Genomic DNA, 12,159 nt, shown 5'->3' with positions numbered 1-12,159 from the left:
TGGGGTAGGACCGGAAAACCGAAGCTTGCTGACCCCTTTATGCGCTCTGCGGGCGGTGTAAGGAGGCATGGTGAAACGGGTGACATTTATTCACACCCAAGATGTGCCCGCAGAAAAGGCGCAAAATCATCCCATAAAAGCTCCGCGATCAATTGAGCTCCTTCAGGACCGGGGTGCGTGTCCCCCGGAATCGTTACCGGCTCGTAATCTCCGCCGAGACGCTCAAACATCGCCTGGCTGATGTCAAAGTAGGGCACCCCGAGTGCTGCCAGCGTTTCGGGCAGGCTTTCAAAAACAGCACGGTTGCCGTCGGTCAGGTGCGGTGGGCTGATCCATCCGGTGCTGCCGCTCCACAGCGGGACTCCCGTTTCAGCCGCTATTTCCAGACTCCGGCGATACAGCGCTTCGCTCAGCCTGATGTTGTAGTTCACCCACTCATCCATCGTTTCAAAAACAGGCGGCGGCAAAAAATCCGGGTTCCCGCTTTTGATGATGTCTTCAAAAAAGACGCTGCCCCACATCAGCGTATGGAGCATGGTGAACGCCCGGAAGTTTTCCCGGAGCCAGCGCCAGAAACCGGAGCGGTCAAGACGCTGTTTGGAGGGGCGCTCAATCCACCGAAGAGAAGGCAGCAGTTCGTCGCCTTTCAGCACGTAGTGATTGGACCAGAAGCTGCGCTCCATATCGTCGTAGTTGTGCACGAAAAACAGGGCGTCCATCGGTAAAGCTTCCCCGAAAACTTCCAGCCAGGCGGGCCAATTGGAGAGCCCGGTTCCGCCAACGCCGGCATTGATGAAGCGGACCTGATCCAGGCAACCGTCATCCTGACAAATCGCTTTCCGGTTGAGCCGCGCGATGAAGGTGTCCTCTTCCTGAAGCAGTAATCCGAAGGTGAAGGAATCCCCGAACATCCAGATGTTGTAGTGCTGTGGCTCGGGCAGCGCGCCGCGGGTGCGGAGCTCCGAAAGTTCGTAGCGCACTCGGATGTCCTGATGCGTATGCAGGGGGCGCAGGTTAGGGAGGTTGGTCGAAGCCCCCCGTTCATGAAAGGCCAGCCAGGTACTTTGCACCGGCGCGCGGTCAAGCGCCCGCAGACCGGCTTCAAGCACGATGAAGCCGCTGAGCAGCGAGAAAACGAAAAGCAGGCTGTAAAAAAGGAGAGATTTGGACATCCTTTGCGGGGCTTGTTTAGACCGGTTCCGTGAATGATTGCCCCAAAGTATAGAGTTACAAAGCTGTAAATCCAATCCCAAAAAACAGCAATCCCGAATGTCAGGCGATACCCTTTCCGAATTTTCTTCCTCCGGCAGGCTCCATAAACAGCTTTGGTTTGTCAATGCCGATCAGCTGAACCGGGCTCAGATTCCATCCTCCTTTACCCCCGAAAAAAACAGCCTGATTTTTTGCGAGTCAGCCGCAGAGGTCTCGAAGCTGCCTTTTCACAAGAAAAAAATCACCTACATCTGGAGTGCGCAGCGGCATTTCGCGACGGAGTGCATGGAGGAAGGCTGGCAGGTCGCCTATCTGAAAGGGGAAGAAGCTGTTGCGGCACAGCTTGAAGCGCGTCTTGCTTCCGGAGAGCATGAGCTGCACTATATGCAGCCCGCGGAATACGATTTGCGTCAGGAACTTGCGGCTTTGGCCGAAAAGACGGGTACGCTCGAATGCCATCCCAACACCTTTTTTATGTCCGACCCCGAGGAGTGGAGGGAGAAAATGGCAGGGGGATATCTCCTGGAGTATTTTTACCGGGAGATGCGCAAGCGGACTGGCTATCTGATGCAGAACGGTAAACCCGAAGGCGGGGACTGGAACTACGACAAGGAAAACCGCAAAAAACTCCCAAAAGGGAAAAAGCCGCCCAAGCCGGTCACTTTCGCGCCCGATGCCATCACGCAAGCCGTTATGGAGGAAGTCGCATCCCGTTTCCCCGATCACTGGGGTGAAACCGCGGGATTTAATCACGCCGTTGACCGCGCCGGGGCACTCAACGCTGCCGATGACTTCTTCCAAAACCGCTTCAAAGAATTTGGTCCTTACGAAGATGCGCTCGTCACCGGCGAGTATGTGGTTTATCACTCGACGCTCTCTATTTATATGAACAACGGCCTGCTCGGAGCCGAAGAGTTGTGCGAGCGCGCCCTCGAAGCCTGGGAAAACGGCAGCGCGCCCATCAACTCGGTCGAGGGGTACATCCGGCAAATTATCGGCTGGCGCGAGTACATCCGCAACTACTACGAGGCCATGATGCCCGAAGTGCGGCTGGCCAACACCTTCGGCTTTGAGCGCGGCTTGCCGATGTCGTTCTGGACCGGCGAAACCAATATGAAGTGTATCAGCGAGTGCGTCAAACCGGTGCTTGAGACCGGCTACTCGCACCACATCCCGCGGCTGATGGTCCTCAGCAATTACAGCAACCTTACCGAAACCGACCCGCGCGAACTGCTCAAATGGTTCTGGTACGGCTACCTTGACGCCTGGGAGTGGGTCGTGCTGCCCAACGTGCTCGGGATGAGCACCTTTGCCGATGGCGGCGTGCTGGCCTCCAAGCCCTACGTGTCGAGCGGTAACTACATCAATAAGATGAGCGACTATTGCAAAAACTGTCACTACTCGGTCAGCAAGAAAAATGGCCCTAAAGCCTGCCCCCTCAACTACCTGTACTGGAACTTTGTGGACAACCATCAGCCGGCCTTCGAGGAAAACGGACGCGTCTCCTTCATGCTGAACATGCTCAACAAAAAAAGCCCGGAAGAGCGGCAGCAAATCCGCGAGGATGCAGCGCGCTACATCGACGCCCTCGAGCGCTACGAGCATACCTGATTTTTTCGGGGGATGCGCCCCTTGCCCGTTCCCCTGCCTGCTTCAAATCAAAAGTGCCGGGCCGATCCCTTTCCGTGGGTGCCGGTAACCGATGACCGCCTTTTAATCCAACATCCTTCCCGAAATGAAAAACATCAACAGCCTGCGCGTGTTCAAGCGCAACGAAAACGAACCCAATCCCGAGGGCGAATTTGTCCTCTACTGGATGCAGATCAACCGGCGGCTGCACTACAATTTCGCGCTCGAATACGCCGTCGCCTGGGCCAACAAGCTCGGCAAGCCGCTGCTGGTTTTCGAAGCGCTATCCTGCGACTACCCCTGGCGTACGGCGCGTACGCATTGGTTCATCATGCAGGGCATGGCCGAGCATCAGGAAATTGCCGAAAAAGAGGGCTTCAACTACTACAGCTTTCTGGAGGAGGAAGCCGGCGAGTATCCTGCGCTGTTTCGCGAGCTGGCGGCGAAATCCTGTCTGGTCGTGACCGACGAGTACCCGATTTTCATCATGCGCAAGCGTAACGAGAGCATCCCGCAAACGCTGGATGTGCCCTACTACTCGATTGATTCCAACGGCATCATCCCGATGAAAATGACCGATAAAGCGCCCTATTCGGCCTACATTTTCCGGAAAACCATGCAGAAACAATTCCGGCATTGCTTTGAGCATCCCCCGAAAGAAAATCCGCTGGCGGATCTCCAGAACCGTGACATGGTTCAGCTCGGGGAATCCGTAACCCAAAAATATCCGGACGCTAAAACGGCAGGGCGTTTTTCGAAGGAGTGGCTTGCCGGCATTGATGTCGATCAAAGCGTGAAGCCGCTCGCAATCGAAGGCACCCGCAAAGCCGGACTCGAGCGTACGACGCAGTTCCTCGAATTCGATCTCAAAGCCTACGACGAAGAGCGCAACGATCCGGATACCGAGGGCACAAGCCGCCTGAGTCCGTGGCTGCATTTCGGCAAAATCAGCGAGCACGAGCTGGTCGATCACGCGCTTCGGCGTCAGCCGCGTGACTGGAGCCGGGATACACTCAAGCCCCAAAACGGCAAGCGCGACGGCTTCTTCGGCGGCGAAACCGGCATCGAAGCCTGGCTCGACGAGCTCATCACCTGGCGGGAAGTCGGCTTCCATTTTGCGCACCACACCCCTAACTACGATCAATTTGAGTCCCTGCCTGACTGGGCTCAGGAAACCCTCACCGAGCACGAGGCCGATCCGCGGCCCGTCGTGTACACCTACGAACAGCTCGCGAACGCCGAAACGGAAGATGACATCTGGAATGCAGCGCAGCGGCAGCTCGTACGAGAAGGCCGCATCCACAACTACCTGCGCATGCTCTGGGGCAAAAAAGTCCTCCAATGGACGCCCGACGCCCGCACTGCCCTCGACTACCTCATCCGCCTCAACAACATCTACGCCATCGACGGCCGCGACCCCAACAGCTACTCCGGCATCTTCTGGATTTTCGGCCGCTTCGACCGCGCCTGGGGTCCCGAGCGCAAAATCTTCGGCAAGGTCCGCTACATGACCAGCGACAGCACGCGTAAAAAAGTCAAAATCAAAGAATACCTCAAAAAATACGCGCGGTTCTGAGCGATATTTAGGTGCCCTGTGATCGGAACATCTTTGTCTCTGTTTGATAAGGGGAATTTCTTGCACATTACGGTCAGTAGCGGTAAATCCGCCTGAACTTAACCCCTCCAACAAGTTCGGAAATTGTTCTTGTGTTAATTATTGTGGACTCATATTCCTAAGAAGGGAGATTCCTTATCAGTCGGGATTGCAGGTAAATTATCATTCTTTGCGCCTATTGTGCCAGACAAAATGACTTTTCTATTATGCTCACCGTCCGTTCTGTTTTTATTTACAGAACCTTATTTTAAATAAGGTCAATGGCTCTCAGTGAAAAGCTATTGTAAATCCGTACTGTTTTATAAAAGTATTAAGTATGGCTTTTGAGATTTTATCTGATGACGTAATTGCAGCTCTTTTAGACTGTCCTAAGGAACTGGTTAACCCTCAAGCGAAGAAGAAAGTCAGAGACGGGCATGAACAAGTGAATTACAAAGTTGTTTCATCAGATAAAACAGCATGCGTTTTCTCTGTTTACAAGCGTCAAAACCTTAGGGAAGGGATGACAGATGATTTTTCTTGTGGCATAAGTTGGGTTGCTCCAAACGGCGAGTCTTTAACGCTGCGCAGATACAATGGGCCCAGTCATAACCATTTTAATCAGCTGGAAAAATACAGGCTTGGTTACATCTGTCATATTCACGAAGCAACCGAAAAATACATTAAGGCCAATAGAAAACCTGAAGGTTACGCTTCTGAAACCGACAGATTCACTTCATTGGAGGGTGCGTTTCACTGTCTGATAACAGACTGCAAAATTTCAGGGATAAGCACATTGCCTGATGAAACCGGACAAACTAAATTATTCGATTAATGAACTTCGATATTACAAAGCTGCAGCATGCACTCAGCACATATATGTGTGCTGAAGTTAAGTTGGAAGCAAAAAACGGGTGTCTGATTTCAGTGGAAACGCCATTCTTTTTTGCTGACGGAGATCCGTATCAGATATACATTCAAGAAATGCCAGGTGGTCTTATAAGACTTTCTGATATGGGTCATACCATGATGCACCTTAGCTATGAAAATGATGTTGATAAGTTCAGAACCGGAACAAGGGGTAAACTTTTAGAACAAATCCTGGCTGAGATGTCAGTAGAAGAAGATAACGGAGCTTTCTTTATTGAAACCCCAATTGAAGAAATAGGACAGAATATTTTTCGGTTAGGCCAGGCGCTGACAAAAGTCTATGATCTTTCCTTTTTGAACAGATCCCGAAATGAATCAACTTTTTATGAAGACCTTCAGGAAGAATTATTCAAGGTTGTCGGTGAAGACAAGGTGGTGAAAGATTATTTCTACGACAAAATGGAAAATGCGCAGGACTACCCAATCGACTATCGTATTGAAGGTAAGCATGCCCCGCTTTTTCTTTTTGGGATTCCAAACAAAGATAAAGCACGGCTGACGACCATGATTATTGAAAGGTTGCTAAGAGTTGAAGCGGATTTTGACAGCTTGCTGATTTTCTCCGATCTGGGTGCAATTCCAAAACAAGATCTTGCAAGACTTTCTAATGCCGGGGGTGAAATTATTTCTTCGTTGGATGCTAAGCGCGATTTTTCAAGAAAGCTGCTGCGAAAAATCAGCCTGAATTAGGTCTACTATATTGTGTTTGATCAGTTAAAACCCCACTCACCCTTCCCGTTCAAGCACAAAGATGGCCGAAAGTCCGGGGATGGGGTTGAGTAGCTGAATGTGAAGCTGATCTTCGCGAAGGGCAAGGCGCGCATCCCCCAAAATGTCGCCGCTTTCGTTGCGGATTTCCGCGGTTAGGGTGCGGGCCGAGCTGCTGCCGCTGAGAACAGCACTCATAAACAACTGCGGTGGCGTCGGGGCAGCCTCCTGTATATCCGTCAGATCCCGGTACTGTAAACTGCCGCTAACGCGCATTTCAGCTTCAATCAGGCGCAGACGTAGACGCGCACTTTCAAGGGGCTGATAGGTTTCGGGTGTTATCCAAACGCCTGTAAAACGGGAAAGGGCTTCCGCGTCGGAAAGCTCGGTTGCAGGGTCAGCTTCGGGCGCATGCTGCGTGTCTTCCTGTTGGGAACTGCAGGCCGAAATGAGTGTGATAAAGAAGAAGAAGAAAAAAACGGTGTTTCTGATGGTGCGCACGGGCGGATGTGGAGTTAAGGAATAAAAAGCTTTGCCACAAAATAATAAGCTTAGCCGCCATATTTCAGCACGATTTTTTCCTGCGTAGCATTGAGCAAACTTCTAAACAAGTCAGTACTCAGGGTAAGTAATTTAACTAAGAGCAAAATAAATAGTATCTTAGATATGCTTTCGCAGCCTGAGGCCTTTCATAGCAATGGGAATACAGGGCTATTCTGAAGATAGTGGTATGCAAATAAACATTAAGCCGTCTTACAACATTATACTACTCAAAAGGCACTCCAATTCAGGCTGATGGGTTATTTTATCCGTGTTGCAACAACTAATTAATCACTCTAAATCCGAATCATATGCGCAAACTATTGCTGAGCATGTTGGGCGTTTCCGTGCTGGCTTCTACAGCTTGCAACGAAGCTTCATCAGGCTCGGAGAATACTTCCGATATAACCACAAATATTAACACTGAACGCAATACCGAGTATCACCGCGTGCGAACAACGGCAATCGCTACTGGTCTTGAAAATCCATGGGGTGTGGCTTTTTTGCCGGATGGCAGCATGCTTGTAACCGAAAAGCCCGGCAGACTCAATCATATCAGTCAGGATGGCTCTGAGCGCCGCACTATCGACGGACTCCCCCGCATTCATGCCTTCCGTCAGGGTGGATTGCTTGATGTATCTGTACATCCGCAGTATGAAGAAAATGGCTGGATTTACCTGACCTATTCACAGGCTAATGATGAAGAGCTGACCGCAACAACGCTCATTCGCGCCCGGATCGAAGGCGACAGCCTTGTTGACGTAGAAGAGTTGTTTGTGCAGGATCGCTTTTCACAGCCCGGCCGGCATTACGGATCCCGGATTGCGTGGACCAACGACGGTTTCTTGCTGATGTCCGTTGGGGATCGTGGTGCTGAGCCGCCGCGCGCGCAGGACCTTATGGATCATGCCGGTACGCTGCTGCGCCTTAACGATGACGGTTCTGTGCCGTCTGATAATCCGTTCGTGGGCCGCAATGACGCGCTGCCGGAGATCTTTTCATACGGACACCGCAATATCCAGGGTCTTGTGGTTGATCCTGAGACCAATGAAATATGGGTAACCGATCATGGCCCGCGGGGTGGTGACCTTCTGAATCGTCCGCAGGCAGGACGCAACTACGGCTGGCCAACCGTAACGCAGGGTTTTGATTACCGCACCGAAGGCCCGTATCCGGGTTCTGAAGCCCGCCAAATGGACGGTATTGAAGATCCCTTTTTTGAATTCCTGCCCACCCTTGCGCCTTCCGGATTGGCGCTGATTACAAACGGCGCTTTTTCCAATTGGGAAGGCAACTTACTCGCTGGCGGTTTGCGTCCGCAGCGCGTGCTTCGCGTTCTTAAGAGCGACTCCGAAGTGCTTCACATCGAAGAGCTGTTTACCCAAAGCTTCGGACGTATCCGTGATGTGCGACAGGGACCCGACGGTCACGTTTACCTGTTGACAGACGAAAGTAACGGTTCCCTGATTCGCGTAGAAGCCGTACCGCGCTCATAGGTTTTAAACGTGCCCAAAAGCATAAAACCCCGTCAGTCTAAAAAGCTGCCGGGGTTTTTTATGGTACGGATGGGAAGCTAAACCAAGCCTGCGTTTTCGGGGAGTCCGGGGATTTATCTCAAAAAAAAACCTGAGCCAAGGTGAGAATCTGGCTCAGCGGTTATGCTGTTTACGCCGCTTTTGGGCAGGATATGCTTGTCTACAAACCGGCAATCACCTTGCAAAAGCGCGCTTTGGGGACTGCTCAGGCCTGAAGTGCTGCCATAACAATTTTGATTTCCCCGTAGCTGTATCCTTCACCCAGCGAATCTTTGATTTCGCGCATCAGGCCGCTGTCGTTTTGTTTGACAGCTTCGGCTATGGTTTGAATTTTATCCGCTTCTACGATTTCATCAGCTTCCAGCATGCCACGTTCTACGAAGGCTGCGAGATGATTTTCAATGGTAGAAGGCTTCAGCTCGCGGTGTTCTGCAATTTCCGGGATGGATTTCCCGGCACGGAATAGCTGCAGGGTTTGAAGCGCGGTGTCGCTTTTGGCGGTCTTGGACTTGCTTCGCGGATAGCTGCCCCGCTTTTTGGGCGGGATGGTTCTGGGGCGAATATTATTTTCGCTGCAGTACGGGATGATGACATCGAGAAAGCGCTGTCCGTAGGTCTCCGTTTTTTTGCTGCCGAAGCCGGTAATGTTGAGCAACTGTTCTTTGTTTTGCGGAAAATAGGCGGCAAGTTCCTGAAGGGAAGCATCTGAGAGCACGACAAAGGGGGCAACACTCTCTGCGTCGGCAATGCTCTTGCGCAATTGGCGCAGTTTCTGAAACAGCACACGGTCATGTCGCAGCTCACCTGCGGTTGTTCGCTGATTGCTGATGTTCGCCACAGCACGCGGTTTCTGAACCATGAACCGCGCTTCGCCTTTAAGCAATGCGCGGCTTTTGGCGGTGAGTTTGTACACCGGCAGCGATCCTGTTACGCGCTGCAGAAAGCCGGCCGCGGTAAGCTCGTTAATCATATCGCGCCAGAAGGAAACCGGCTGATCGCGGCCTGCCCCGTAGGTTTTCAGGTCACGCATCCAAAACTGCATCTTTTTGGATTTGGAGCCCTTCAGCAACTGCGCTACCATTTCTGCGCCGTACTGCTGACCCATGCGGGCTACCGCTGAGAGCACTTTTTGTCCTTCTATGGTGTAATCGTAGCTGATGTAATCATTAAGGCAGACATCACAATTACCGCAGGACGAAGGGTGATCTTCCCCGAAGTACCGCATCAGATATTCGCGTCGGCATGTTTTGGCTTCGCAGAAAGCGAGCATCATATCCAGTTTGCGCATCATGATGTCGGTTTGCTGCGGATTGTCTTCGATGGTTGCGAAGAAGCGCAGGGTGTTCAGATCACCATAATTGAGAAACAAAAGCGCGGTACTTGCCAGGCCGTCCCGCCCCGCGCGCCCGGTTTCCTGATAATAGCTTTCGATGTTTTTGGGCATATTCATGTGCACCACAAAGCGCACGTTAGACTTGTCGATACCCATGCCAAATGCAATGGTTGCCACCATGATGGGCACTTCATCGCGCAGAAACAGCTCCTGATATTTCGCCCGCTTCTCAGGCGGCAGGCCGGCATGATAGGGAAGGGCGTTGAAGCCTTCGGCCTTCAGTTGCTCGGCCAGTTCTTCGGTGCTGCTGCGTTTCAGGGTATAGATGATACCTGATTCCGAGCGGTAATCTTTCAGAAAGTCGAGAAGCTCGCCAAAAGCGTCGGAAGGCTGCCGTACTTCATAGCGTATGTTGCTCCGGTTGAAGCTCGATATGAGCGTTTGCGGGTCTTGCAGCCTGAGCTTTTCGGTGATGTCTTTCCGGGTTGTTTCATCAGCACTCGCGGTGAGTGCAATGACCGGAACATCGGGATACCTTTTTTTCAGGGAAGCGAGTTCGAGATAGTCCGGGCGGAAATCATGTCCCCAGTGCGAAATACAGTGCGCTTCATCAACCGCAAACAGGCTGATGGTGTTGCCGGTGAGTATGTCGCTAAAAACGGCGTCTTTACTTTTAAAGCGCTCCGGTGCCACATAAAGTAGGCGGATTTCACCCCGCCGGATCTTCATAGCGGTTTCAACCTGCTCATTGTACGCGGTGCTTGAATTGATGAAGGCAGCACCTACACCATTGGCGCGCAGGGCGTCGACCTGATCTTTCATGAGCGCAATAAGCGGGGAAACGACGATGGTCAGCCCTGGCATGAGTAGGGCCGGAATCTGATAGCAAAGGGACTTGCCGCCCCCGGTTGGCATCAGCACAAAAGTATCCCTGCCGCTGAGCACGGATTCAATCGCGTCTTTTTGATTGGGCCTGAAGGATTCATACCCAAAGTATTCTTTTAGAATTTTTTCTGCTTTAGTCATTGTCATAGGGGGGCTAAACTAAAATTTCCTGTAATGATTCACCAGAGCTGCTTTCCTTACAGGTCATTTTTCTTTTGCCTGCGAATGTCACTGATTTTTGGAATGATGACGCCTGACAAGCGTGTTACTCCCAATAATCTGCAGCCAAAACGCACCTGAAACAGGTCATTTGCAGCAATTCTATCCTTCTGATTTTAATAGCGAAATTGAGAATTCTGATTTTAGCTGTAAAGGTTTATATTCTCACCGATTTTTTATTCAATAATTACTGATATGCTGGATTCTGATCTGACCCAAAAGCTTCAGGCCCTTGCCAAAGATGAAGCTTCCTATGAAACGCTTAAACAACTGTTTGAAGCGGAAGCAAAAAAAGCCGAACAGTACAAAACCTGGCTCGAACTACTTGAGTCAGCTGTACGCAATGATTATGATTCGATCATTGTAACCGATCTCGAGCTCAACAATCCCGGTCCGCGAATTTGCTACGTCAACGACGGATTCCAGCGTATGACCGGATATAAGCGTGAAGAAGTGATGGGGCAAACGCCCAGAATCTTACAGGGCGAAAAAACAGATCGGAAGACGCTGGATCGCCTTCGTGCAAATCTGGAGAAAGGGAATTCATTCTTTGGTCAGACCGTCAACTACCGCAAAGACGGCTCCGAGTATATCAATCAGTGGGATATTCACCCGCTGACCAACCGCAGGGGCGAAATAACGCACTGGGTTTCGTATCAGCATGACATCACCGAGCGCAAACGCTCCGAGAAAAAGGTGATGGATACCAACACCAATTTCGACGATCTGTTCGAAGGTTCAAAACAAACTTACGTTGATCTCAGCCTTAACGGTCTGGTTATCGACGCGAACAAAGCCTTCCGTGAAATGCTGGGCTACACCAACGAAGAGCTGCAAAATGCCAGCATTTGGGAATTTACCCCAGCGAACGATGTCCCCGTGCTCAAGGCAATTTTCACCGGCTCAGAAAACGATATCCGTAATCACGCGGACGCTTTCACTATTATGTTCCGCCGCAAAAACGGAATGCCGGTGCAGGCCGAGCTCAATCTTAAAGTGCTCACCAACGACGGAGACCGTATCGCCCGCGCTATCATTTCCAATGTGAGCATGCGCAAAAACGTGCTCGAAATCCTGAAGAAGCGGAATCTTGGTTTCGACAAAGTTTTTGAGCGTAAGAACGACTTCACCTATGGATTTGAAATCAATGAAAACGGGCTTCCTACTGTAAAATGGATTTCCGACGGTTTCCAGGAGCTTACGGGGTACAGCAAAGATGAGTGTCTTGGAGAAGACGGTTTCACCAAACTGATTCATCCCGAAGACCTGATCTCGGTAAGAAAGCATTACAAGGCCATGAGCGAAGGCAGATCAGCGACGCAAAGCTTCCGGATTCTCAAAAAAAACGGAGAAGCCGTACAGGTGATGGACTATTCCAAGCCTGACACCGAAAAGTCCGGTGAGTTCAAAGGCTCTTTTGTAGCTGCCGGTAAGGAGGCGCTCAAAACAGTTTAGTAAGCGCCAGATAACATCTCAATTCTAAAAAAGCCCGCTCCGGAATTTCTCAGCAAATTCCGGGCGGGCTTTTTTTATGTATAATGGCGAGCGCTTTTTTTGAAGCTGCAGCACGTGAT

General features: G+C 51.2%; 9 protein-coding genes. 6 read left to right on the top strand and 3 right to left on the bottom strand.

Annotated features, from left to right (window positions below; translation table 11 throughout):
- Positions 1–86 precede the first annotated feature (86 nt).
- A complete protein-coding gene (locus CYPRO_RS14160) occupies positions 87–1,172 on the bottom strand; it encodes an SGNH/GDSL hydrolase family protein (protein ID WP_114985238.1) in 1,086 nt (361 codons plus the stop codon).
- A gap of 97 nt (positions 1,173–1,269) precedes the next feature.
- On the opposite strand from CYPRO_RS14160, the gene CYPRO_RS14155 reads away from it, so the two are divergent.
- From CYPRO_RS14155 to CYPRO_RS14140, 4 genes are all read left to right on the top strand, one after another.
- Complete coding sequence (locus CYPRO_RS14155) at positions 1,270–2,823, top strand: cryptochrome/photolyase family protein (RefSeq protein ID WP_114985237.1); 1,554 nt, start codon at positions 1,270–1,272, stop codon at positions 2,821–2,823.
- A 124-nt stretch (positions 2,824–2,947) separates the two neighbouring features.
- A complete protein-coding gene (locus CYPRO_RS14150; RefSeq protein WP_114985236.1) occupies positions 2,948–4,417 on the top strand; it encodes a deoxyribodipyrimidine photo-lyase in 1,470 nt (489 codons plus the stop codon).
- A 355-nt stretch (positions 4,418–4,772) separates the two neighbouring features.
- A complete protein-coding gene (locus tag CYPRO_RS14145) occupies positions 4,773–5,270 on the top strand; it encodes a hypothetical protein (protein ID WP_114985235.1) in 498 nt (165 codons plus the stop codon).
- Positions 5,270–6,055 (top strand): DUF1828 domain-containing protein, encoded by a 786-nt coding sequence (locus tag CYPRO_RS14140; RefSeq protein ID WP_114985234.1) that lies wholly within the window; start codon positions 5,270–5,272, stop codon positions 6,053–6,055. Before CYPRO_RS14145 ends, CYPRO_RS14140 begins: the two co-directional genes overlap by 1 nt.
- A gap of 36 nt (positions 6,056–6,091) precedes the next feature.
- Here the strand turns inward: CYPRO_RS14140 and CYPRO_RS14135 are convergent, their stop codons facing one another.
- Complete coding sequence (locus CYPRO_RS14135) at positions 6,092–6,574, bottom strand: hypothetical protein (RefSeq protein ID WP_114985233.1); 483 nt, start codon at positions 6,572–6,574, stop codon at positions 6,092–6,094.
- A gap of 350 nt (positions 6,575–6,924) precedes the next feature.
- On the opposite strand from CYPRO_RS14135, the gene CYPRO_RS14130 reads away from it, so the two are divergent.
- Positions 6,925–8,109, top strand: a complete 1,185-nt coding sequence (locus CYPRO_RS14130; RefSeq protein WP_114985232.1) for a PQQ-dependent sugar dehydrogenase — start codon at positions 6,925–6,927, stop codon at positions 8,107–8,109.
- A gap of 244 nt (positions 8,110–8,353) precedes the next feature.
- Here CYPRO_RS14130 and recQ read toward each other — a convergent pair whose 3' ends face one another.
- On the bottom strand, positions 8,354–10,507 hold the full coding sequence (gene recQ, locus CYPRO_RS14125; protein ID WP_164682818.1) for a DNA helicase RecQ: 2,154 nt from the start codon (positions 10,505–10,507) through the stop codon (positions 8,354–8,356).
- Between the two features lie 273 nt (positions 10,508–10,780).
- Between recQ and CYPRO_RS14120 the strand changes: the two genes are divergently transcribed.
- Positions 10,781–12,040 (top strand): PAS domain-containing protein, encoded by a 1,260-nt coding sequence (locus tag CYPRO_RS14120; protein WP_114985230.1) that lies wholly within the window; start codon positions 10,781–10,783, stop codon positions 12,038–12,040.
- Positions 12,041–12,159 lie beyond the last annotated feature (119 nt).

This window comes from Cyclonatronum proteinivorum, from assembly GCF_003353065.1.
Taxonomy (GTDB): Bacteria; Bacteroidota; Rhodothermia; order Balneolales; family Cyclonatronaceae; genus Cyclonatronum; species Cyclonatronum proteinivorum.
The sequence above is the reverse complement of the archived record's forward strand: the minus strand, read 5'-3'. Positions and strand labels throughout refer to the sequence as shown.

Coding starts and splice junctions, on each gene's coding strand:
- CYPRO_RS14160 (WP_114985238.1), bottom strand. CDS start 1,172: ATGTCCAAATCTCTCCTTTTTTACAGCCTGCTTTTCGTTTTCTCGCTG.
- CYPRO_RS14155 (WP_114985237.1), top strand. CDS start 1,270: ATGTCAGGCGATACCCTTTCCGAATTTTCTTCCTCCGGCAGGCTCCAT.
- CYPRO_RS14150 (WP_114985236.1), top strand. CDS start 2,948: ATGAAAAACATCAACAGCCTGCGCGTGTTCAAGCGCAACGAAAACGAA.
- CYPRO_RS14145 (WP_114985235.1), top strand. CDS start 4,773: ATGGCTTTTGAGATTTTATCTGATGACGTAATTGCAGCTCTTTTAGAC.
- CYPRO_RS14140 (WP_114985234.1), top strand. CDS start 5,270: ATGAACTTCGATATTACAAAGCTGCAGCATGCACTCAGCACATATATG.
- CYPRO_RS14130 (WP_114985232.1), top strand. CDS start 6,925: ATGCGCAAACTATTGCTGAGCATGTTGGGCGTTTCCGTGCTGGCTTCT.
- recQ (WP_164682818.1), bottom strand. CDS start 10,507: ATGACTAAAGCAGAAAAAATTCTAAAAGAATACTTTGGGTATGAATCC.
- CYPRO_RS14120 (WP_114985230.1), top strand. CDS start 10,781: ATGCTGGATTCTGATCTGACCCAAAAGCTTCAGGCCCTTGCCAAAGAT.